Source organism: Ferrovibrio sp., from assembly GCF_965278975.1.
Classification (GTDB): domain Bacteria; phylum Pseudomonadota; class Alphaproteobacteria; order Ferrovibrionales; family Ferrovibrionaceae; genus Ferrovibrio.
The window spans coordinates 1701326-1723767 of sequence record NZ_OZ257126.1 but is presented as its reverse complement, the minus strand read 5'-3'; the positions used below and the strand labels follow the sequence as shown (position 1 = coordinate 1723767).

Annotated in this window: 24 protein-coding genes; 15 read left to right on the top strand and 9 right to left on the bottom strand. The window is 65.5% G+C overall.

Translation table 11 applies throughout. The features are described 5' to 3' along the window. Genes ACQY7X_RS08405 through ACQY7X_RS08390 form a run of 4 tightly spaced genes read left to right on the top strand, consistent with a single transcriptional unit; the run spans position 1 to position 3975 of the window. On the top strand, positions 1–1326 hold the full coding sequence (locus tag ACQY7X_RS08405; RefSeq protein ID WP_428249461.1) for a S41 family peptidase: 1326 nt from the start codon (positions 1–3) through the stop codon (positions 1324–1326). Then, positions 1323–2672, top strand: coding sequence for a divergent polysaccharide deacetylase family protein (locus ACQY7X_RS08400; protein ID WP_428249460.1), 1350 nt, complete (start codon positions 1323–1325; stop codon positions 2670–2672). Before ACQY7X_RS08405 ends, ACQY7X_RS08400 begins: the two co-directional genes overlap by 4 nt. A 33-nt stretch (positions 2673–2705) precedes the next feature. After that, positions 2706–3185, top strand: coding sequence for an RNA pyrophosphohydrolase (locus ACQY7X_RS08395; RefSeq protein ID WP_428249459.1), 480 nt, complete (start codon positions 2706–2708; stop codon positions 3183–3185). Position 3186: 1 nt separating this feature from the next. After that, a complete protein-coding gene (locus ACQY7X_RS08390; protein ID WP_428249458.1) occupies positions 3187–3975 on the top strand; it encodes an alpha/beta hydrolase in 789 nt (262 codons plus the stop codon). Positions 3976–3980: 5 nt separating this feature from the next. Here the strand turns inward: ACQY7X_RS08390 and ACQY7X_RS08385 are convergent, their stop codons facing one another. Continuing rightward, on the bottom strand, positions 3981–4802 hold the full coding sequence (locus ACQY7X_RS08385) for a ferritin-like domain-containing protein (RefSeq protein WP_428249457.1): 822 nt from the start codon (positions 4800–4802) through the stop codon (positions 3981–3983). A gap of 71 nt (positions 4803–4873) precedes the next feature. Between ACQY7X_RS08385 and arsC the strand changes: the two genes are divergently transcribed. After that, positions 4874–5215 carry an arsenate reductase (glutaredoxin) gene (arsC, locus tag ACQY7X_RS08380; protein ID WP_428249456.1) on the top strand — a complete coding sequence of 114 codons (342 nt, stop codon included), beginning with the start codon at positions 4874–4876 and terminating at the stop codon, positions 5213–5215. Positions 5216–5282: 67 nt separating this feature from the next. Next, on the top strand, positions 5283–6191 hold the full coding sequence (locus ACQY7X_RS08375) for a DMT family transporter (RefSeq protein ID WP_428249455.1): 909 nt from the start codon (positions 5283–5285) through the stop codon (positions 6189–6191). Here ACQY7X_RS08375 and ACQY7X_RS08370 read toward each other — a convergent pair. Next, positions 6188–6814, bottom strand: a complete 627-nt coding sequence (locus tag ACQY7X_RS08370) for a histidine phosphotransferase family protein (protein ID WP_428249454.1) — start codon at positions 6812–6814, stop codon at positions 6188–6190. The two genes, ACQY7X_RS08375 and ACQY7X_RS08370, sit on opposite strands and share 4 nt — an antisense overlap. Before the next feature lie 76 nt (positions 6815–6890). Here ACQY7X_RS08370 and ACQY7X_RS08365 point away from each other — a divergent pair, with 76 nt between their 5' ends. From ACQY7X_RS08365 to ACQY7X_RS08355, 3 genes are read left to right on the top strand one after another with little or no spacing between them, the layout of a single operon-like run. Continuing rightward, positions 6891–7106 (top strand): DUF3553 domain-containing protein, encoded by a 216-nt coding sequence (locus ACQY7X_RS08365; RefSeq protein ID WP_428249453.1) that lies wholly within the window; start codon positions 6891–6893, stop codon positions 7104–7106. A 3-nt stretch (positions 7107–7109) separates the two neighbouring features. Then, complete coding sequence (gene cysQ / locus ACQY7X_RS08360) at positions 7110–7886, top strand: 3'(2'),5'-bisphosphate nucleotidase CysQ (protein ID WP_428249452.1); 777 nt, start codon at positions 7110–7112, stop codon at positions 7884–7886. Positions 7887–7888: 2 nt separating this feature from the next. Beyond that, positions 7889–8446: a DedA family protein gene (locus ACQY7X_RS08355; protein ID WP_428250045.1), complete on the top strand. Its 558-nt coding sequence runs from the start codon at positions 7889–7891 to the stop codon at positions 8444–8446. Positions 8447–8458: 12 nt separating this feature from the next. Here ACQY7X_RS08355 and ACQY7X_RS08350 read toward each other — a convergent pair whose 3' ends face one another. The 7 genes from ACQY7X_RS08350 to ACQY7X_RS08320 all read right to left on the bottom strand — a co-directional run bounded on the left by ACQY7X_RS08350 (position 8459) and on the right by ACQY7X_RS08320 (position 16194). Beyond that, on the bottom strand, positions 8459–8980 hold the full coding sequence (locus tag ACQY7X_RS08350) for a Spy/CpxP family protein refolding chaperone (RefSeq protein ID WP_428249451.1): 522 nt from the start codon (positions 8978–8980) through the stop codon (positions 8459–8461). A gap of 172 nt (positions 8981–9152) precedes the next feature. Then, positions 9153–10952: a feruloyl-CoA synthase gene (locus ACQY7X_RS08345; protein WP_428249450.1), complete on the bottom strand. Its 1800-nt coding sequence runs from the start codon at positions 10950–10952 to the stop codon at positions 9153–9155. Between the two features lie 190 nt (positions 10953–11142). Continuing rightward, positions 11143–12144, bottom strand: a complete 1002-nt coding sequence (locus ACQY7X_RS08340; RefSeq protein WP_428249449.1) for an MDR family oxidoreductase — start codon at positions 12142–12144, stop codon at positions 11143–11145. A gap of 8 nt (positions 12145–12152) precedes the next feature. Continuing rightward, positions 12153–13319 carry an acetyl-CoA acetyltransferase gene (locus tag ACQY7X_RS08335; protein WP_428249448.1) on the bottom strand — a complete coding sequence of 389 codons (1167 nt, stop codon included), beginning with the start codon at positions 13317–13319 and terminating at the stop codon, positions 12153–12155. 111 nt (positions 13320–13430) lie between these two features. Further along, positions 13431–14333 carry a hypothetical protein gene (locus tag ACQY7X_RS08330; protein ID WP_428249447.1) on the bottom strand — a complete coding sequence of 301 codons (903 nt, stop codon included), beginning with the start codon at positions 14331–14333 and terminating at the stop codon, positions 13431–13433. A gap of 59 nt (positions 14334–14392) precedes the next feature. Beyond that, positions 14393–15013, bottom strand: coding sequence for a LysE family translocator (locus ACQY7X_RS08325; RefSeq protein ID WP_428249446.1), 621 nt, complete (start codon positions 15011–15013; stop codon positions 14393–14395). 218 nt (positions 15014–15231) lie between these two features. After that, on the bottom strand, positions 15232–16194 hold the full coding sequence (locus tag ACQY7X_RS08320) for a helix-turn-helix domain-containing protein (protein WP_428249445.1): 963 nt from the start codon (positions 16192–16194) through the stop codon (positions 15232–15234). A 270-nt stretch (positions 16195–16464) separates the two neighbouring features. Between ACQY7X_RS08320 and ACQY7X_RS08315 the strand changes: the two genes are divergently transcribed. From ACQY7X_RS08315 to ACQY7X_RS08290, 6 genes are all read left to right on the top strand, one after another. Then, positions 16465–17670 carry an amino acid ABC transporter substrate-binding protein gene (locus ACQY7X_RS08315; RefSeq protein ID WP_428249444.1) on the top strand — a complete coding sequence of 402 codons (1206 nt, stop codon included), beginning with the start codon at positions 16465–16467 and terminating at the stop codon, positions 17668–17670. 62 nt (positions 17671–17732) lie between these two features. Then, on the top strand, positions 17733–18605 hold the full coding sequence (locus ACQY7X_RS08310) for a branched-chain amino acid ABC transporter permease (protein WP_428249443.1): 873 nt from the start codon (positions 17733–17735) through the stop codon (positions 18603–18605). Next, complete coding sequence (locus tag ACQY7X_RS08305) at positions 18602–19528, top strand: branched-chain amino acid ABC transporter permease (protein ID WP_428249442.1); 927 nt, start codon at positions 18602–18604, stop codon at positions 19526–19528. Before ACQY7X_RS08310 ends, ACQY7X_RS08305 begins: the two co-directional genes overlap by 4 nt. Before the next feature lie 10 nt (positions 19529–19538). Then, positions 19539–20264: an ABC transporter ATP-binding protein gene (locus tag ACQY7X_RS08300; RefSeq protein ID WP_428249441.1), complete on the top strand. Its 726-nt coding sequence runs from the start codon at positions 19539–19541 to the stop codon at positions 20262–20264. Continuing rightward, positions 20257–20967 (top strand): ABC transporter ATP-binding protein, encoded by a 711-nt coding sequence (locus tag ACQY7X_RS08295; protein WP_428249440.1) that lies wholly within the window; start codon positions 20257–20259, stop codon positions 20965–20967. The genes ACQY7X_RS08300 and ACQY7X_RS08295 overlap by 8 nt, the downstream gene beginning before the upstream one ends. 22 nt (positions 20968–20989) lie before the next feature. Then, entirely contained in the window at positions 20990–22441 is a 1452-nt protein-coding gene (locus tag ACQY7X_RS08290) for an aldehyde dehydrogenase (RefSeq protein ID WP_428249439.1), read from the top strand. Position 22442: the final 1 nt, after the last annotated feature.

Below are 22442 nucleotides of genomic sequence, written 5' to 3'. Positions count from 1 at the left end.
ATGCGCAATTTCCTCCTGGGTGGCGTCTGCGCTTTCGCCCTGATGGGTTCGGTGGGGCTGTTCGCCGCGCCGAACAAGGTCGGTGCGCTGCAGAACAGCGACACCTACAAGCAGCTCAATCTCTTCGGCGAGATTTTCGAGCGCGTGCGCAATGACTATTACAAAGAGACCAAGGACGAGCAGCTGATGGAGAATGCCATCAACGGCATGCTCTCCTCGCTCGATCCCTACTCGATCTACATGCCGCCGCGCAGCTTCCAGGAAGCGCGCGTGCAGACCCGTGGCGAATTCGGCGGCCTCGGCCTCGAAGTCACCATGGAGAGCGGCCTGGTGAAGGTGGTGTCGCCGATCGACGACACGCCGGCGCAGCGCGCCGGGCTGCTGCCGGGCGACCTGATCACCCATCTCGACGGCGAGCCGGTGCTGGGCAAGACCTTGCAGGAAGCCATCGAGAAGATGCGCGGCACGCCGAACAGCAAGATCGTGCTGACCATCCGGCGCGGCAGCGATGCCAGCGCCAAGCCGCTGGATGTTTCGGTGATCCGCGCCGTGATCAAGACCCGCGTGGTGCGCAGCCGCCGCGAAGGCGATGTGGCCTATCTGCGCGTCTCGTCGTTCAACGAGCACACCACGCAGGACATGAACGCCGCCATCGAGAAACTCAAGACCGAGATCGGGCCTGAGCTGAAGGGCTATGTGATCGATCTGCGCGACAATCCGGGCGGCCTGCTGGACCAGGCGATCTCGGTGGCCGATGCCTTCCTGAATCAGGGCGAGATCGTCTCGACGCGCTCGCTGCGGTCCAATGCCGATGAAGGCCAGCGGTACAACGCCAAGCGCGGCGATGTCACCGACGGCAAGCCGATTGCGGTGCTGATCAATGGCGGCTCGGCTTCGGCTTCCGAAATCGTTGCCGGCGCACTGCAGGATCATCGCCGCGCCGTGCTGGTGGGCAACACCACCTTTGGCAAGGGCCTGGTGCAGACCATGATCCCGCTTGGCGAATTCGGCGGCATGAAGCTGACCACGGCGGGCTACTTCACGCCCTCGGGCCGCTCCATCGACAAGACCGGCATCACGCCGGATGTGGAAGTGTGGAGCGACCGCGACCGTCAGATCGCCGCGGCGCTGAAGGCGCGGCGCGAACTGAACGGCCAGCGCGAGGCCGATGAGGAACCGGCGGCCAAGCCGGGCGAGACCGCTCCGGCTCCGGCTCCGGCACCCGCGCCGAATACCAGCGCCAAGCCAGGCGAGGGTCCTGACGTGGTGCTGCAATCGGCGCTTGAGTTGCTGCGCAGCCCGCCGAAACCGACCGCGAAGAAGTGACGCTTCAGGCCGATCCTGACGATCGCGCCCTGCCGGCGGAGCCGAAGAAAGCCGGCCTGATGGGCCGGCTGCTGGCGCCTTTCGCCAGGCTGCGCAAGAAGCCCAAGCACGCCGAAGCCGAAATGGACATCGCCATGGCGGTGTCTGACGGGTCCGGCGAGCATGGCGACATGGCGCATGCGGATATGGACATGGCCGACGCGCCGATGATGGCGCCGCCGCGCGAAGGCTTCAAGCACAAGCTGCTGCGCGTGCTCAGCATCATCGGCCTGGTGCTATGGCCAGGCTTCCTGCGCGGCGATGCCCGCACTGTCAGCCGCCGCCTGCTGGTGTTGAGCTGGGCGCTGTTCCTGGGCGGTTTGATCAGCCTGGTTGGCTGGCTGGCCGTGAACAACCAGAGCCTGGTGCAGTTGCCCGGCTCGGAAGTGGTGATCGGTGTGGCCCGCCTCACCCTGCCGCCGGAAGCCAAGCTGGCGCCGGATCAGAAGGCTGGCGAGCAGAAGCCGAAGCAGGCGGATACGGCGAACTACCTGCCGAGCGGCCTGCTGGTGGCACCCGATCCGATGCTGGTGGACAACACCAATGTCGGTGCCATGCCGAAGATCGGCAGCGATGGCCGCCAGCCCTGGCGCGCCTATTCGCGGCCCTATAACGAACCCGCCGACCGCCCGCGCATCGCCATCGTGCTGGCCAATGTCGGCTTGAGTGAGACGCTCACCACCAAGGCCGCCGACCTGCTGCCGCCGGCGATCACCTTTGCCTTCAATCCCTATGCGCCGAATCTGGCGGTGCAGATCGAGTATGCACGGCGCCAGGGCCATGAAGTGCTGCTGCAATTGCCGATGGAGCCGTTTGAATATCCGGCCAGCGATCCGGGGCCGTATACCCTGCTCACCTCGCTGACCGAACCGGAAAATCAGCGCCGGCTCGACTGGTCGCTGACCCGCGTGCAGGGCTATATCGGCTTCACCAATTTCATGGGCGCGAAATACACCTCCAGCCCCGAGCATATGCGCCTTGTGGCCGAGACCCTGAAGACGCGCGGCCTGATGTTTGTCGATGCCCGCACCGCGCCGCGCTCGGTGGCCGGCCGCGCCATGCGCGATGCCGGCGGCGTGTTCGCGATTTCCAACCGCCAGATCGATCAGCAGCCGACCGGACCGGTGATCGAATCGCGGCTTGAGGAACTGGAGCGCCAGGCGCGCGGCACCGGCGTGGCCGTCGGTTTCGCCCAGCCCTATCCGATCACGCTGGACCGCCTGCTGGCCTGGAGCAAGACGCTGGCCGGCAAGAGCTACGCGCTGGCCCCGGTTTCTGCCGTGGTAAACCGGCAAACCCCCGAATAGTGAACCTGCATAGTACTGCTGGAGTTATCAGCCATGTCCGATGAAGCCCGCCCCTACCGCCTTGGTGTCGGTGTTGCGCTGCTGAACGAGGCCGACATGGTGTTCGTCGGCCGCCGTATCGACCAGACCGCCGAAGCCTGGCAGATGCCGCAGGGCGGCATCGATCCTGGTGAAGATCCGCGCCAGACCGCCTTGCGCGAACTGGAAGAAGAAATCGGCGTGCCGCCGGCGCGCACCGCCATCATCGCCGAAAGCCGCGACTGGCTGAGCTATGACCTGCCGCCCGAGATCGCCGACAAGGTTTGGAAGGGCAAGTATCGTGGCCAGAAGCAGAAATGGTATCTCTGCCGCCTGATCGGCGATGAGAGCGCGATCAACATCGCCACCGCGCATCCCGAATTCGATGCCTGGAAATGGGCCCGCTTCTCCGAGCTGCCGGACCTGATCGTGCCGTTCAAACGCCCGATCTACGAAGCCGTCGTTGCTGAATTCCGCGGCCAGGTGAAAACCTGAGATGGCGCATCGCGGCGAAATCCTGCTGCTGCATGGCGCCTTCGTCGGCGGCTGGGTATTCGAGCGCTTCAGGAGTTTCCTCAGCCATCGCGGCTGGCGCACCCATGCGCCCGATCTGCCGCTGCATGGCCCCGAGCAGGCCGGCCAGCAGCCCGATCCCGAACTGGCCCGCCTCGGCTTGGCCGATTACCGCGCCGCGATGGAAGCGGAAATCGCCCGCCTGCCGGCAAAGCCCGTATTGATCGGCCATTCGCTCGGCGGCCTGCTGGCACAGCAACTGGCAGCGCGCGATCTCTGCCGTGCCGCGATCCTGCTGGCACCGGTGGCGCCCTGGGGCATCATGCCGCGCACGCTGGAGGAAGTAAGCAGCGCGCTGCATCTGCTGTGGCAGGGCGGCTCGATCTGGCAGAAGCCGCTGCCGCCCGAGCCCGGCATCGCCGTGCAATTCTCCATGGACAAGCTGCCGCCAGCCCTGCAACGCGACAGCGCGGCGCGCCTGGTGCCGGAATCCGGCCGGGCGATTTTTGAATCACTGATGTGGTGGCTCGACTGGCATGCCGCCAGCCGCGTCAGCTTCCACCGCCTGCGCTGCCCGCTGCTGGTGCTGGCCGGCAGCGACGACAAGGTGACACCGGCGGCCTCCTGCCGTGCCGTCGCCTCGCATTATCCGGGCCGCGCGGTATTCCGCGAGATGCCGGGAATGAGCCATTTCCTGTTTGGTGAACCGCGCCAGGAAGAACTGTTCCAGGTCTGCGCCGACTGGCTGGCGGATCTGCCCGCCGAGCACTGAACCGTTCAGGCCGCGGCCTCGGCGGCAAGCTGCCTCCGGCGCCATTGCAGCAGACGCCAGCCGATCTGGGCGAAGAAGCGGCTGAACCAGCCCTGCGGCTCGAAATCGCAGGCTTTCAGCGCCATGCCGAGGCCGCGCTGGATATGGCCGAAACGATAGAGACTAGTGGCGCGCAAAGCATAGGCGGCGCTTTCGCGGCCCCGGTCATATTCGGTCTGGCGGCCATTGCCACACCAATAGGCCATCGCCAGTTCATCATCCGAGGTTTCGTTGATGCGACCCAAGGCAATGCGCAGCCGCGCCAGCCGGCCCATCGGCGCTGTGGCCTGATAGCGCTGCAGATGATCCAGGAACAGCTTGTAATGGCGGAATTCATCACCCGCGATCTTGGCCGCCACGGCTTTCAGCACCGGCTCGTCAGTGGCATCGCGGATGGCGCTGTAGAAACTGGAGGTGCCACATTCCACCACGCAGCGCGCCACCAATTCGCCATTGCGGCTGCCGCGTACTGAATCGGTTGCGTCCAGCGGCAGGCGGTAATGCGTCTGGAAATCGGCCATGGCCCGGGCCGGATCGAAGCTGGGATCGGCAAGCTGGCACCAGCGCGCCAGCGCGCGGCCATGCTGCTCCTCTTCCACGCCCCATTGCCGCGCCGCCGCCTGGAAGGCCGGATCATCGGCGAAGACATTGCAGAGGTAGGTGACATAATCCTCGGCATTATGTTCCACCAGCGTGGCGGCTTTCACCGCGCGCAGCAGATCGGCATCGACCTTGGCGGGATCGAAGCGGTTCCAGGGTATGTCTTCCAATGTCCAATGGCGCATCATGGCTTGCTATTTAAACCGGGGTCATGAAAATGCAATCTTTCTGATCCGGCGATTTTCAGAGGCTTGGCGCCATGCCGTCGCAATTCTACCATAATCCGCGTTGCTCGAAGTCACGCCAGGCCCTGGCGCTGTTGCACGGCCAGGGTGTAAAGCCCCAGGTGATCGAGTATCTCAAGACCCCGCCCTCGGCCAGCGAACTGGCCGGCATCGTCAAGAAACTGGGCCGCCCGGCACGCAGCATCCTGCGCGCCAAGGAAGCCCGGGAGGCTGGCATCGATGTGGAATCCTTGAGCGATTCCGCGCTGCTGAGCGCACTGGCCAAGCACCCGGAAGCCATCGAGCGGCCGCTTTTCGTGCATGGCGCCAAGGCGGCTCTGGGCCGCCCGCCCGAAGCGGTACTCGCCATACTCTAGAAATCGGTCTAGGCTGGCAGCCTTAATAAAATAATACGAAACGCCGCTCGCCAGGATTGCTTCAGGTATGACCGATTCTGCTTCCGCCGCAGCGCCGCTGCGGCCAACCCTGTCTGCTTTTTCACTGCTGCTGCTGGTGCTGCTCACCCTGTTCTGGGGCGTCAACTGGCCGATCATGAAGCTGGCGCTGGCGGAAATGCCGGTCTTCACCTTCCGCTCCTTCTGCCTGGGTGGCGGCGCGCTGGGCCTGTTCGCCATTGCGCTGGCGATGCGCATGCCGCTGGGCATCCCGAAGGGCTACTTCGTGAAGCTGACGCTGATCTCGCTGTTCAACATCACCTTCTGGAACCTGCTGGTGCTCTACGGCCTCTCCATGCTGCCGGCCGGGCGCACCACCATCCTGGCCTTCACCATGCCGCTGTGGCTGGTGATGATGTCGGCACTGATGCTGCATGAAAGCCTCACCGGCTGGAAACTCGCCGGCCTCGGCCTCGGCCTCTGCGGCCTCGCCGTACTGGTCGGCGGCGAATGGCAGGCGATGGCGGCCTCGCCGATCGGCGTGGCGCTGGTGCTGGCGGCAGCGATGAGCTGGGCTTTCGGCACCGTGCTGATCAAGTATTACATGGTGCCAATGGCCAGCGTGCCTTTCGTCGGCTGGCAGATGGTGCTGGGCGGATTGCCGATCATCGTGCTGGCGCCGATCCTGGAAAGCCAGCAATGGCACAGTTACAGCGCGGTCGCCTGGGGCGCTGCCGCCTACAATGCGGTGATCTGCTTCGTGTTCTGCTACTGGGCCTGGAATCATCTGGTTAAGGTGCTGCCGGCCCCGGTGAGCGGCCTTTCCACGCTGATGATTCCGGTGGTGGGCGTGTTCTCCAGCATGGCGATGCTGGGTGAACAGCCGGGCTGGCCGGAATTCGCCGCCCTTGGCCTGATCAGCGCGGCGCTCGGCGCCGTACTCAAGCCTTCGCGCTAGGCTTTTGCGAAGAAACGCAAGGCCGCGCCTTCGGCACCGGCTTCAAGACCGAGCGCATAGCCGGCGGTGGCAGCGAGATCGGCGGCATGGCGCGCCAGCGCACCCGCCGGTTCCTCCACTGCGCCATCGCCGAGCAGGCTCATCGCCACATCATCGGGCAGCTTGCTCGGGCTGCCTTCCGCCTGTACCCGCCATTCGCCATTCTGCAACCCGAGCCGCAGCGCACCGCCACGCGGCAGGGCCATCGCCATCACCGCCAGGCCCAGCATCAGCGCCTTGGCCAGTGGCTTCGGCAGGCTGTTGGGCAGGCCGGTCAGCGGCAGCAGGCGCACCCGGCCGCCATTGAAATACTCGGTGGTGACCCGGCTGACATCGGCCATCGCCATCGGCTCATCCATGCCGCCCGAGGCACCCAGCGCCAGGCGGAAAAAGGCCAGCCGCTTGGCGGCATCGCCGGCACTCTGGGCGATCAGGCGGATCGCCTCCTCGCGCATCGCCGCGTCGGTTTCCTCGGCCAGCAATTCGGCGCCATTGCTCACCGCGCCGATGCTGCCGGCCAGGTCGTGGCACAGCTTGGAACAGATCAGGGCGACAAGGTCGATATCGCTGCGGGCGGCGGCCATGGCGTCTCCAGATCGTGGCATTGCGGCTAGAATCTCTTTAGAATGATTGCTGGTTATGATCAATCGGGAGCGCCCGATGCCCGCCCCCTTCTCGCATAGTCCGGCCAGTCTGGCGCCCTCGCCGTTTGCGCCGGGTGACTGGGTGGAGAACCCGCTGGCCCCCGATTGGGGTCCGGGCCAGGTGCAATCGGCTGTGGGGCCGCGCGTGACGGTGAATTTCGAGCATGCCGGCAAGCAGCTGGTGAATATCAACGAAGTGGCGCTCTCATTGCTGCGCCAGCCGAAGGGCTAGAAAATGGCATTGGGTGGTGATGCGGCGCTGGCGCAGGGCTTGCGCCGGCTGGCGGAGGATGCAGCCCGCGCCATCATGGCGGTATACGCCACCCCGTTCGAGGCCCGCGCCAAGGATGATGCCAGCCCGGTGACCGATGCCGATGAAGCCGCCGAGGCGGTGATCCTGAAAGGCCTGGCCGTCCTGACTCCCGGCCTGCCGGTGGTGGCTGAGGAATGTGCCGCGCGCGGCGATGTGCCGGTGGTCGGCGATGGCCCGTTCTGGCTGGTCGATCCGCTGGATGGCACCCGCGAATTCATCAAGCGCAACGGCGAATTCACCGTGAATATCGCGCTGATCGAACAGGGCCTGCCGAGCCTGGGCATCGTGCTGACGCCGGTGGATGGCATCGCCTATCTCGGCACGCCGCGCGGCGCATTGCGCTTCCAGGGCAATGACGACATCACCGGCAGCGTGATCCACGCCCGCAGGCAGCCCGCAGACGGCGCCGATGTGATGGTGAGCCGCAGCCATCCCGACCCCGAGATGGAGGACTGGCTCAGCAGCCAGCCGATCCGCGCCCGGCTCGAAGCCGGCTCGTCACTGAAATTCTGCCGCATCGCCGAGGGCGCCGCCGATCTCTATCCGCGCTTTGCCCGCATCAGCGAATGGGATACGGCGGCGGGCCAGGCGGTGCTGGCCGCTGCCGGCGGTAGCGTGCGCGACTGGCAGGGCAACACCCTCACCTATGGCAAGCCGGATTTCCGCAATCCTGGCTATCTGGCGCGCGGGCTTGATTGAGCATGGATGCCGCCACGCTGATTCATGATTTCGGCTATGCCGCGATCCTGATCGGCACCTTCATCGAAGGCGAAACCATCCTGATCCTGGCCGGCTTCGCGGCGCATCAGGGGCTGCTGCGCATCGATCTGGCGATCCTGGCGGCCTTCTGCGGCTCGGCGGCCGGCGACCAGCTCTGGTTCGCCCTGGCCCGCTGGCGCGGCCGGCCCTATATCGAGGCGCGGCCGAAACTGGCCGAGAAGCTGGCGCCGGCGACGCGCTGGCTGGAGAAATACCCGACGCTGTTCATCCTCGGCTTCCGCTTTGTCTACGGCATCCGCAACGTGGCGCCCGTGGCCATCGGCCTCAGTGCCATTCCGATCAGGAAATTCGTGCTGCTGAACCTGCTCGCCGCCGCGATCTGGGCCACCAGCTTCGGCTTCGCCGGCTACAGCTTCGGCCAGGCGGTGGAACATTTCCTTGGCGACCTCAAGGATATGCAGCTCAAAATCCTCGGCGGCATCGCCCTGGTATTGCTTGCCGTGTTCCTGTTCCGCCAGTTCAGCAAGAAGCAGCCTTAGCGTTCATCCGGCTTAGCGTTCATCGAACAGCGGATCAGCCTCAGCCTGCGGCATGTCGCCATCGCGGCGATGCAGGCTGCCAAGCTGGGCCAGCTGTTCAGGCAACAGCAGCGCGCGGGTATCCAGCCGTGCCATCAGCCGCGTGGCACGCAGCCGGCCTTCAAGCTGGCCGATGCGGGTGGTGAGGCCATCGATGCGCACCGGGTCGATATGATTCTCGGCAAAGCCGCGCTCCAGCCGCGCTTCCAGATTAGCGATTTCCTGGCGCAAAGCCTGGGCTTCCGACTGCACCCGGCTGGACAGGGCGCGCAGCTGCTGGCGCTGGAAATCGCTCAAATGCAGATCGTCGGCATTATCCAGCACCTTGGCGATGCTGGGATGCGGCGGCTCCGGCGCTATCCTGGGCGCGTGCGCCATGGCGATTTCCGTGGCGGCAATTGCGGCCGGCGGCTTGGGCTGAATGATCGTGGCGATGGCGGCACCGGCGGCGAACACCGCACCCGCGGCCAGCAGGGCCAGGGTCTTGCGCATCATCAGAAGTCTCCTTACTGGGCAATGGCGGGCCTGTGAACATGGAGTTCGGGCCACGCACTCGAATCACGCGCCGGAGAAATATCCGGGGCCGGGGGTTATACGCCCCGCGCTGAGCCAGGAAACATCTAGCGCCGCCAATTAAGGCGGCACGGTGACGACCGTCACGCTTCTGTCATTCAACGGCTATCACATCGGCGTGCTGCGGTTCCGCGTAGAGTCGTTCCACCAGGGCATGGCGGCGCTCCAGTACCGCGCGCTGGTTGATATAGCCCTTGTCGGTGATCTCGTTGGCATCGATGGAGGCCGGATCATCCAGCAGCAGCACGCGGCGGATGCGCATGGAGGAACCGCCGCTGTTATGCGCCGCCAGCTTCGCCGCAATGGCCTGGCGCAACTCTGCCGGCGCCATCGCCTTGGCCGCCGGGGTAAGCCAGGCCAGCAGGCCGACAAAGCCGCGGTCATGGCCGGTGATTACCGCATCCTGCAGCAGGGGCGAGCAGGCGGCGAGCGCGCCGACACGCAGGCCGCCGACATGCACCCAGGTGCCGGTCATCAGCTTGAAATCCTCCGCCGTGCGGCCATCGAACACGATGCCGCCATCGGGATCATTCTCATTCGCCAGCCGGCCGGCATCGCCGATGCGGTAATAGCCTTCCGCATCGAAGGCCGCCGCCTGCTGTGCCTGATCGCCGAGATAGCCCGGCGTGACATTCGGCCCGGCAACGCGCATTTCGTGTTTGCCGCCAGACGGCACGAACTTGATCCGCGTGCCCGGGATCGGCACGCCGATGACACCGGCACGCTCGATCAGGAAATGCGCCGCCGTGGCCAGCGGCGCGGTTTCGGTGGAGCCCCAGCTTGAGGTCATCACCACGCGCTGGCCCAATGTGCGCACGCTCAAGGCTTCAAGCCTGGCCCAGAGATCGGGCGGCAGCGCGGCACCAGCATAGAAGATCAGTTTCAGCTTGGCGAAGAAGCGGCGGCAGAGCGCCTCATCCTGTTCCAGGAACGGGATCAGCATGGCGTAGCCGGCGGGCACGTTGAAATAGATCGTCGGCGACACCTCGCCGAGATTCGCCACCGTCCTGTCGATCAGGCCCGGCGCCGGCTTGCCGTCATCGATATGCAGGCTGCCGCCCTGGCGCAGCACCAGATTGAAATTATGGTTGCCGCCGAAGGTGTGATTCCACGGCAGCCAATCGAGCAGTTCGGGCCGCGTCTCGGCCAGGAACGGCCAGATCTGCGCGATGGATTGCTGGTTCGACGACAGCATGCGGTGCGTGTTGATCACGCCTTTCGGCATGCCCGTGGAGCCGGAGGTGAATAGATACTTCGCCACCCAGTCAGGCCTGATCGCCTTGAAGCGCGCTTCTGCTGCCATGTCGGGTTCACCCTGCAACAGCGTGGCAAACGGCGTGGCGGCAATGCCTTCCGGCGGTGCCTCGCTGCACACCACCTCGATACCCTGCAAGGCCAAGCCTTTCAGCACGGCATTGAACATCGCGCCCTTTTCGGCAAAGACCAGCTTCGGCTGCACCAGGCCGAAGATGTGATGCACCTTGGCATGATCCTGGCTCATCAGCGAATAGGCGACGCTGACCGGCGCCACCGGCGCCCCGGCGAGCCAGGCGCCGAGCATCATCTGGGCATGGTCGATGCTGTTGCCCGAAAGAATCAGCACCGGCGTATCCTGGCCGCAGCCGCGCTTGATCAGGCTGGCGGCGATGCGGCGCGCATTGTCCCAGGCCTGCGCATAGCTCAGCCGCCGCCAGCCGCCCTGGGCCGTGCGTTCAGCAAGGAAGGTCGCATCAGGCTGCTGCCGCGCCTGGCGTTCGAGATCAAGGCCGAGATGATCGGGATAGGCGGCCAGCGGCTCGGCGCTTTCCAGCACGAAGCCGCCATCGGGATGCGCGATGCGGCGGATACGCGGCACCGCCAGTGCAAGCGGCAAAAAGGGCGGCTTGCTGCCCATGATGCTTTCCTCCCGGGATTTTTCTGAATTGTAGTATAGCGTTACAATTCAGGCAAAGGGAAAAGCGAAGGGGCCATCTTGATGAAGATCGCCGTCATACCCGCGAAAGCGGGTATCCCATTCTACGGTAAAATGGGACCCTCGCTTTCGCGAGGGTGACGAAAAATAGATGGGGAAAAGCGCAACGCCCTCAGGCGTTCACATCAATGACCACGCGGCCCCGGATCTTGCCGGCGAGGATCTGCGGCGCCAGGTCGAAGATCGCGGAAAGCGGCTTCACCTCGGTCATGGCGTCGAGCTTGTCCAGCGGCAGGCCCTTGGCGAGCTGCCACCAGGCGCGGCGGCGGCGATGCGCCGGCGCCATCACGCTGTCGATGCCGAGCAGACTGACATTGCGCAGGATGAACGGGAATACGCTGGACGGCACATCGTTGCCGCCGGCCATGCCGCAGGCGGCAACCCAGCCGCCATACTGGGTCTGGCTGATCGCGGTGGCGAGCGTCTGGCCGCCGACGCTGTCGACCACGGCGGCCCAGCGTTCCTTGGCCATCGGCGGCCCCTTGGCGGCAAGCTCGGCGCGGTCGATGAAATCGCTGGCGCCGAGACTGCGCAGATAATCATGCGTCTCCGGCCGGCCGGTGGCTGCCGCCACCTTGAAACCACGCGAAGCCAGCAGCGCAATCGCCACCGAGCCGACGCCGCCGGCAGCCCCGGTGACCAGCACCGGCAAAGCCTCGGGCCGGTCGTCCTTGACCAGGCCGGCATCCTCCAGCGCCATGACGCAGAGCATCGCGGTATAACCCGCCGTGCCGATGGCCATGGCCTGCGACAGCGAGAAGTTATCCGGCACCTGCACCAGCCAGTCGGATTTCAGCCGCTGGAAACGGGTATAGCCGCCCGACTGGGTTTCCGAGAGGCCATAGCCGTTGACCAGCACGCGGTCGCCCTTTTTCCAATCCGGGCTTTGCGATTCCACCACGGTGCCGGCGAGATCGATACCGGCCACCAGCGGCAGCTTGCGCGCGATACGGCCGCCGGTGAGCGCCAGGCCGTCCTTGTAGTTCACCGTCGAATAGGCCACCTCCACCAGCACGTCATGCTGCGGCAGGTCGGCGAGCGTCAATTGCTTGAAGCCCGCCTTCGGCTTGCCTTCAACTTCCTCTATCAGGACGGCGCGGAAGCTCTCCGACATTTAGTACCTCAACGGATGGGTTCGAGGATCGAGACGTAATTGGCGACGGCGACGCCGCCCATGTTGAACACGCCGCCGATCTTGGCATCCTTCACCTGCAAGGCGCCAGCGGTACCGGAAAGCTGCATCGCCGCCATCACATGCATCGACACGCCGGTGGCGCCGATCGGATGGCCCTTGGCCTTGAGGCCACCCGAGGGATTGATCGGCAACTTGCCGTCCTTCTGGGTCCAGCCTTCCAGGATCGCCTTGGCGCCCTGGCCCGGGGCGGTGAGGCCCATGGCTTCGTATTCGATCAGTTCGGCGATGGTGAAGCAGTCATGGCTCTCGGCAAAGGAGAGATCCCAGACATTGAGGCCGGCTTCGGCCAGCGCATCGGCCCAGGCCTTGGCCGGTCCTTCGAAGGCGATCACGTCGCGCTTCGACATGGGCAGGAAATCCTGCACATGCTTGGCGGCGCGGAAGGCGATGGCCTTCTGCATGCCGAGCGCGGTCTGCACATCGGTGAGCACCAGGGCGGCGGCGCCATCCGACACCATCGAGCAATCGGTGCGCTTCAGGCCGCCGACGACATAGGGATTCTTGTCGGAGACGGTGCGGCAGAAATCATAGCCGAAATCGCGCTGCATATGCGCCAGCGGATTGACCGAGCCGTTCTTGTGGTTCTTCGCCGCGATCATCGCCGTGGCATCGGACTGGTCGCCGTATTTCTGGAAATACTTGCTCTGGATTGAGTCGAACACGGCGGCGAAACCGCCCTGACCGAAGCTCTCTTCCTTGCGGTAGCTGGCCTTGAGCAGGATGTTGCCGACCACATCATTCGGCGCCGAGGTCATCTTTTCCACGCCGACGCAGAGCACGAAGCGCGCCTTGCGCGCGGCAATCGCCTGCAAACCCTGGAACACCGCCGCGGTGCCGGTGGCACAGGCATTCTCAAGCCTAGTCGCCGGCTTGAAGCGCAGGCCGGGATCGGCCTGCAGCACCAGGGAAGCCGGGAAATCCTGGTCCACCAGGCCGCCATTGAAGGTGCCGAGATAGATGGCATCGACATCCTTCGGCTCGATGCCGGCATCCCGGATCGCCTGGGTCGCGACCTCGACGATGAGGTCCTCCTGGGTCTTGTCATCCAGCTTGCCGAATTTGGTGTGGCTCCAGCCGACGATGCAGGCGGTCATGGCGAATTCCTCCTTGGATGGATTGGCGCTGTCTGGTTGCTGCAAAAAGTGAGCGCCCAGGGAGGGGAAGTCAACAGACCTCCCGGAGAAATTCAAACACTTGTTAGGATTTTACTCGTCGTCGCCATCGGCGGCACTGCCGACCGGGCCGAGCGCGCCGAGCCGCGCCGCCAGGCGCTTTTCCAGGGCATACAGGCTGGCCGGGCTGCGGGCGGCGGAAACCGGCCCGAGCAGGGCCACCGGCACCTGGCCCTGGGCATAGGGGATTTCCGCCCGGGCGAGATCGAGCGCGCGCCGCAGGGCGGCGGCTTCCGCCGGCTTGTCGCCCAGACCCTGGGCGGCGAGGCCGATATCCTCGGCGAGATCGAGATTGCTGGCTTTCCAGGCCGGCAGCCGCATGGCAGCGCGCAGCCGGGCCAGGGCCGTGCGGCCATCCTTCTGCTGCGCCAGCCGCACCGCTTCGGCGCGCAAGGCCCATTGCGGCCACAGCACATTGGCCTGGGCCGGCGGCATCGGCTGCACCGTCACGCCCTGCGGCAGCAGCCGGGCAACCCAGGGGCGCGGATCGACCCGCCTGCCATCGAGATAGACTTCCAGGGTGATGTGGTTGGCGACCCCGGGCCAGAGCGTTGCCGCATCCGCCACCAGGCCGATGGCCTGGCCGGCCGCCACGCTATCACCCGGACGCGCCCTGGCTGCCACCCCGATTAGGCGGATTGTGAGCGGTTTTCCGCTGTTTTCCACCGTAGCGACCAAGCTGGGCCAGCCCATCAGGCGCTGCGCCGGCAGATCGGCGCGCTGGATACTGGCCGGGCGGGTGAGTGCCAGCGGCAGGCCGGCAACGAAGCCGAGATCGACCCCGGTGGGATAGGGCTGCGGGTCCGGCTTGGCCATGCGCGTATCAAAGGCCGGCCAGGAACCGCGCAGCTCGGCCCCTGACTGAGCGTAAGTCGACGGGGCATACAGCGGCGCGGCCAGGAACAGCAGGAAAAACGTAAGGACGATTCGGCGCATGGCCAGAGACTCGCCCAGGCCCCCGGCCCTGGCAAGGCGGAACCCCGATGGAGGGAGCTTTAAGGCGAGCGGCTGGCCGCCGTGACCACGCCGGCACCCACCAGCAGCGCGCCGCCGGTACGGTTGACGGCGCGGATGACGCGCGGATTGGCCACCGCTTGGCGCGCCTTGCCAGCCACCAGGGCATAGCCGGCGGCATTGGCAGCGGCCAGCACCAGGAAGGTGGCTTCGAAAACCAGCATCTGGAGCCAGAAATCTCCCGCCGGATCGAGGAATTGCGGCAGGAAAGCCACGAAGAACGTGATGCTCTTGGGGTTCAGCGCCGTCACCAGCCAGGCATGGCCCAGCATCTTCACAGCCGAAGCCGCATCGCGGCGCGGTTCAGCCTGCAAGGCATCGCCGGCCCGCCACAGCTTGATGCCGAGATAGATCAGATAGGCGGCACCGACCCATTTCAGCACCGTGAACACGCTGGCCGACGCCGCCAGCAGGGCGCCGAGCCCGAGCATGGAGAGCGTCATCGCGGTGAAATCGCCGAGCGCCACGCCAGCCGCCATCGGCATCGCCGCGCGCCAGCCCTGGCCAAGCGCGTAGGACACCACCAGCAGCACGGTGGGCCCCGGAATCAGCAGCAGCACGGTGGAGGCGGCAGTGAAAGCAAGCCAGAGTTCCAGGCTCATCGCGGCAATCCTTCGGAGTCGGTTCGATTGCCAATAAAGCCGCGCGGAACCCGGAAAGACAAGGCGCCTGCGGTTCAGACAGTCATATCATCCCGGCCTGTTTTTCTTTTTGTGTCATACCCGCGCATGCGGGTATCCCATTTCGGCTGCAAATGGGACCCTCGCTTGCGCGAGGGTGACAAAGAGACAAGAAACGAAGAAGCAAAAGCCACCCCTGCCTAAAGCCGGCCGCCTTCATGGGCCAGGGCGCGGAATTTGCGCGGCGACAGGCCGAAGCGCTGATGGAACAGCCGGCTGAAATGCGACGAGCTGTTGAAGCCCCAGTCAAAGGCGATATCGGTGATGGTGCGGTGGCGCTCGGCGGCATCGCCCAGCGTGAAGCGCACATGCTCCAGTCGGCGCTGCCAGATCAGTTCGCTGAGCGTGGTTGGCTCATTCTCGAACAGCTTATGCAGATACCGCTTGGAATAGCCGAAATCCGCCGCGATCGCCTCGATGGAGAGGCCGGGGTCACGCAGATTCTCGCTGACGAAATGCAGCACCCGCTGCTTCAGCCGGCTGCCTTCCTCGGCGTCGCTGTCCAGCATATGCGCCATGCGCGCCACGCCATCGGCCAGCCGCTCGCCATAATCCGCACCGGGTGACTTGGCGCCCTGGCGCAGCCCGGCATAGGCCTGCACCAGCAGATCGTAGACCATGCGGCCGGCGGGGCTGGAACGATCAAAGCGCCGCACCGCGACGCGCTCGACCTCAAGCCCGAGCCGGGTCAGTTCATCGCGCGGCAGCAGGATCGCCGCCTGCAGGATGCGGTCGGAATTCGATACCACATAGGTCTGCGTGGTGTCGTAGATGCCCCATTCGCCCGGCGTGATCACCACCTGGCGGCCGCCCTGCTCGAACCGCGCCGCGCCCTCGATCTGCGCCACGATCTTGACATAACCGCGATCATCGCGGCGGATCAGGCGCGGCGTGCGCACCACGCGGTGGCGGCTGGCGGCAATGCCGCAGATTTTCAGATTGCGGTGCTCGCCGAGATCGAGTCGGCCATCGAATTGCGGATCGCCGAAAGTATCCGCCTCCAGCCAGCCGATATGCTCGCGCACGAAACCGCCCCACAGCTCCAGCCGGTCGGTAATGCCGGTGCCGGTATCGAAGGCGATGCTATGGGCGCGCATGGCCATGGCGGCTGGTGGTTCCTCCCGTTGGTCTTTTCTATCCCGATCCTACCAGGACGGGAGCTGTAATAATAGTTGGAGATCAAACTGAAGCGGCGGATTTTGCGCCGCAACATTATGCCTCCGAGACCGATTAGTTCGCCTACACATGAAATGCACAAGGGATTGGCTTGTTCACTCTCGGGCAAGAACGCCGCCGCCGCCGCCCCTAGCATGGCCCCCGGCAGAAACCGCCGGCACGACAACCGACCGGCGGCGCTTGAAGGAGGAAGCATCATGCGATCCATGTTGAGGGGTGTAGCCGCGCTGGCTTTGACGGCGGCTCTGGGCCTTGCCGCGCAGGCGGCTTTGGCACAGGACAAGATCAAGGTCGGCTGGGCGATTTCCAAAACCGGCCCCAATGCCGGCGGCGCCAATATCACCCAGATCCCGAACTATCTGCTTTGGGTGAAGGAAGTGAACGACAAGGGCGGCCTGCTGGTGGGCGGCAAGCGCATCCCGCTGGAAGTGGTGGAATACGACGACCGCTCGAATTCGGAAGAAGCCGTGCGCGCCGTCGAACGCCTGATCACCCAGGACAAGGTGGACCTGCTGTTCCCGCCCTGGGGCACCGGCCTGAACCTGGCGGTCGGCCCGGTCTTCAACAAATACGGCTATCCGCAGCTCGCCTTCTCGGCGGTGACCGACCGCGCGCCGGAACTGGCGAAGCGCTGGCCGAACAGCTTCTGGCTGCTCGGCACCAGCAAGCAGTATGTCGATGCCCTGGTCGAATTGCTGACCAAGATGCGCGGCGAAGGCAAGATCAACGCCAATGTGGCGATGCTCTCGATTGCCGACGGTTTCGGCATCGACCTGTCGAAGGCGGCGCGCGAAGGCTTCGAGAAGGCCGGCTTCAAGCTGATCTACGACAAGAGCTATCCCATCGGCACCCAGGACATGGCACCGCTGATCGGCGAGGCACAGCGTTCCGGCGCCGATACCTTCGTCGCCTTTTCCTATCCGCCGGATACGGTGGCGCTGAGTGACCAGTCGAAGATCGCCAATTTCGCGCCCAAGGTGATGTTCCTCGGCGTCGGCGTCGGCTTCCCGCTCTATCCGCAGAAATACGGCGCCAACACCGAAGGCATCATGTCGCTCGGCGGCTGGTCGGCGGACAATGCCGCCACGGCGGAATACCGCAAGAAGCATGTGGCGATGCATGGCCGCGACCCGGATTACTGGGGCAGCCAGGTCGGCTATTCCTCGCTGCAGATGCTGGAGCAGGCGATCGAGCGCGTCGGCAAGATCGACCGCGCCGCGATCATCAAGGAACTGCAGACCGGCAGCTTCGATACCGTGCTGGGCAAGATGAAGCTGGTGGATAACATGCCGAAGGATGCCTACTGGTATATCGGCCAGTGGCAGAACGGCTTCTTCACCGGCGTGGCGCCGCAGCGGCCCGGCGTGGCCGCCGTGAAGCTGCCGAAGGCACCCTGGCAGTAACCCATAATCCCGGGGCCGTGTCCCGCGGCCCCGGGATTGCTTTCCTCTAGGTATCGTTCCCCATGCTTTTCGATGCGCTGATCACCGGAGTGACGCTGGGCGGCATGTATGCGCTGGTCGCCCTGGGCCTGACCCTGCAATACGGCGTCGCGCGCATCATGAATCTCTCCTACGGCGAAACCCTGGTCGCGGCTTCCTTCGCCGCCATGGCACTCTATACCGGCGCCGCCGTCAATCCGCTGCTTGGTCTGCTGGTGGTGGTGCCCGCCGCCGCTGCTTTAAGCTGGCTGATCTACCGTTTCCTGCTGACCCCGCTGGTGCGCCGCGCCAAGAGCCGCGACGCCCTGGAAGTGGATAGCATCCTCGCCACCTTCGGCCTGCTCTTCGTGATCCAGGGCGTGATGCTGGCGATCTTCGGCGGCGCCTATTTCTCTTATGCCTTCCTTGCCGTGCCGGTGCAGGTATTCGGCACCGTGGTGGCCGCCAACCGCCTGTTGGCGCTCGGCTTCGCCCTGGTGATCGGCCTCGGCCTGTGGCTTGGCCTCACCCGCACGCGCACCGGCACGGCGCTTCGCGCCGTCGCCGTCGATCCCAATGCGGCGCAGCTTGTCGCCATCGATGTGCGCGCCATGGCAGCAGCGGCCTTCGCGCTTGGCGGCGGCCTGGTGGCATCGGGCGGCGTGCTGACCTCGATGTTCCTCACCTTCAATGCCAATATCGGCGTGGTGTTCACCATGAAGGCGCTGATCGTGGTGATCATGGGCGGCGTCGGCAACCTGCTCGGCTGCCTGGTCGCCGGCCTGATTCTCGGCCTCACCGAGACCCTGGTGGCGACCATGATCGATCCGGGCCTCACACTCGCCGCCACCTATACTCTGTTCCTCACCATCCTGCTGTTCCGGCCGCAGGGGCTGTTCGGCGGAGCGCGGCGATGAATTTGCGCTACGCTCTCGGCGGCCTGGCCGCGCTTGCCGCCATCGCCGGACTGGCTGTGCTGCCGCAATACTTAAGCGGTTACGGCCTGTCGCTTGCCATCGGCATCCTGAACTACACCGTGCTGGCCACCGCCTGGGCCTTGTTCTCCGGCCCGACGCGCTATGTCTCGCTCGCCACCGTCGCCTTCTTCGGCATCGGCGCCTACACCGTGGCGGTGCTGGGCGAAGTGCTGGCCTGGCCGCTGGTGCTGCTGATCGCGCTCGGCATCGGTGTCGCGGTGGCCCTGCTGGTCGGCCTGGCCACGCTGCGGCTCTCCGGCGTCTATTTCGTCATCTTCACCTTCGGCCTGGCCGAACTGATCCGGCAGCTCGTCACCTGGTTCGAGGTCAACAAGACCCGCACGCTGGGCCGCTATGTCTTTGTCGATATCAACCAGACCCAGATCTACTGGCAGCTTCTCGCCCTGGCGGTGCTGGTCTTCCTCGCCGGCTTCCTGATCCAGCGTTCGCGGCTCGGCCTGGCGCTGCGCGTGATCGGCGATGACGAGATGGTGGCACGCCATGTCGGCATCAACACCACGCGGGCCAAGGTGCTGCTGTTTGCCTTCTCCGCCAGCTTCATGTCGCTCGCCGGCGCGGTGATGGCGCCGCGCTGGACCTATATCGATCCGGCCATCGCCTTCAACCCGGTGCTGTCGTTCCAGGTGCTGATCATGGCCCTACTCGGCGGCGTGCACCGGCTGTATGGCCCGCTGCTCGGCGTGGTACCGCTGACCCTGCTGTTTGAATACCTGCTGGCGCGCTTCCCGAACCATTTCTCGATCCTGATCGGCCTCGCCTTCATGATCATCGTCTATGCCATCCCGCAGGGCGTGGTCGGCCTGATCGAAAAGCTGCGTGTGAAGCGGGAGGCGAAGCCATGAGCCTGTTGCCATGAGCCTGTTGCAAGTCTCCGGCCTCACGCGGCGCTTCGGCGGCCTGGTTGCCGTCGATGGCGTCGAGTTCAATGTCGCGGAAGGCGAGATCGTCGGCCTGCTGGGACCGAACGGTTCGGGCAAGACCACGGTGCTGAACCTGCTGTCCGGTGCGCTGGCGCCCGATGGCGGCAGCATCCGCTTCGGCGAACATGCGATTCATGGCCTGGCGGCGCATCGCATCGCGCGGCTCGGCCTGGCCCGCACGTTTCAATTGGTGCGCCCGCTCGGCTCGATGGATTGCCGCGACAATGTGATTGCCGGCCTGGCCTTTGGCGCCGAACGCCGCTGGGGCAGTGCCGCGCAACGCGAAGCCGATGACCTGCTCGCCCGTGTCGGGCTGGAAGGCCGCGGCCATGCCATGCCCGGCGAATTGACCTATATCGACCAGAAGCGCCTGGAACTGGCCCGCGCCCTGGCGCTGCGGCCACGCCTGCTGCTGCTGGATGAATGGCTCGCCGGCCTCAACCCCACCGAATTACTGGAAGGCATCAAACTGGTGCAGAGCCTGCGCCAGCAGGGCATGGCGATCCTGCTGGTGGAGCATGTGATGGATGCGATCCGCTCGCTCTGCGACCGCTGCCTGGTGATGAGCGCCGGCAAGCGCATCGCCATCGGCCTGCCGGGCGATGTGCTGAGCGACCCCGATGTAGTGCGCGCCTATCTGGGTGACGACCATGCTTGACGTCGTCGGCCTGTCGATTGCCTATGGCCGCCACCAGGCGGTGCGCGATGTGGCGCTTTCCATTGCGCGCGCCGAGATCGTGGTGATCCTCGGCGCCAATGGCGGCGGCAAGACCTCGCTGCTCAAAGCCATCGCCGGCCTGCTCACCCCCGCGCCCGGCCTGCGCCTCAGCCTGGATGGCCAGGACCTGACCAGACTGCCGGCGCATAGAATAGTCGAGGCCGGCCTGGCCCTGGTGCCCGAGGGACGCGGCATCTTCGGTGATCTGAGTGTCCGCGAGAACCTGCTGCTCGGCGCCTATCCGCGCCGCGCCCGCGCCAATGAAGCCGCCAATCTGGCGCGTATCCTCAATCTGTTCCCGCGCCTTGGCGAACGCATGAACCAGGCCGCCCGCACCATGAGCGGCGGCGAACAGCAGATGGTAGCGATTGGCCGCGCGCTGATGTCGGCGCCAGACATCCTGCTGTTGGATGAACCGTCGCTCGGCCTCTCGCCGCTGATCTGCGGTGAATTGTTCGGCGCCCTGCAGCGCATCCGCGAGGCCGGCATCGGCGTGCTGCTGGTGGAACAGAATGCGCGCCGCAGCCTCGCCATCGCGGATCGTGGCTACCTGATCGAGCAGGGCAGCATTGTCGGCAGCGGCAGCGCGGCGGCCTTGCGCGATGATCCCGCCGTGCAGCGCGCCTATCTCGGCAAGCAATAGATTTCGTAGAGGGAGAGAAAAGATGTTCGAGACCCAATTGCTGATCGGCGGAAAGGATGTGGCGGCCAGCGGCGGCAGGAGCTTCGAGCGCCGCAACCCGTTGAGCGGCGAAGTGGCGAGCCGCGCCGCCGCCGCCTCGGTGGCCGATGCCAATGCCGCCGCGGATGCCGCTGCCGCCGCCTATCCGGCCTGGTCGGCGCTTGGCCCCAATGCACGCCGCACCCTGCTGCTGAAGGCCGCCGACAACCTGGCCGCCCGCGCGCCGGATTTCATCGCCCGCATGCAGGCCGAGATCGGCGCCACCGCCGCCTGGGCCGGCTTCAACGTGCATCTTGCTTCCGGCATGCTGCGCGAGGCCGCCGCCATGACGACGCAGATCGGCGGCGAAGTGATTCCGTCCGACAAGCCGGGCTGCCTGGCGATGGCGACGCGTGAAGCGGTTGGCGTGGTGCTCGGTATCGCACCGTGGAATGCGCCGGTGATCCTTGGCACCCGCGCCGTGGCGATGCCGCTGGCCTGCGGCAATACCGTGGTGCTCAAGGCATCCGAGACCTGCCCCGCCACCCATCGCCTGATCGCCGAGGCGATCCAGCAGGCCGGCCTGCCCGATGGCGTGATCAATGTGGTGAGCAATGCGCCGGCAGATGCCGCCGAAGTGGTTGGCGCACTGATTGCGCACAAGGCGGTGCGCCGGGTCAATTTCACCGGCTCAACCAAGGTCGGCCGCGTGGTGGCGGAACTGGCGGCGAAGCAACTCAAGCCCGTGCTGCTCGAACTCGGCGGCAAGGCGCCGCTGGTGGTGCTGGATGATGCCGACCTGGATGAAGCCGTGAAGGCGGCGGCCTTCGGCGCCTTCATGAACCAGGGCCAGATCTGCATGTCGACCGAGCGCGTGGTGGTGGACAATGCCGTGGGCGACGATTTCGTGGCGAAATTCGCCGCCAAGGCCAAGTCGCTCACCTCCGGCGATCCACGCCAGGGCAATGTGGCGCTCGGCGCGCTGGTGAATGTGGAAGCGGTGGACCGCGTGCTGGCGCTGGTGGAGGAGGCCGTGAGCCAGGGTGCTAAGCTGGTGGCCGGCGGCAGCCGCGATGGCGCGGTGATGAGCGCCACGGTGCTGGATCATGTGACACCCGACATGCGCATCTATCACGAGGAAAGCTTCGGACCCGTGGCCTGCGTGGTGCGCGCGAACGGCGAGGCGGCGGCGGTGGCGGCGGCCAATGATACCGAATACGGCCTTTCCGCTGCCGTGTTCAGCCGCAACATTCCCCGCGCCCTCATGGTGGCGAAGCGGATCGAAAGCGGCATCTGCCATATCAATGGCCCGACGGTGCATGACGAAGCGCAGATGCCGTTCGGCGGCGTGAAGGCTTCGGGCTATGGCCGCTTCGGCGGCAAGGCCGGCGTGGAGCAATTCACCGAACTGCGCTGGATCACCATGGAAACCCAGCCCGGCCATTTCCCGATCTGAT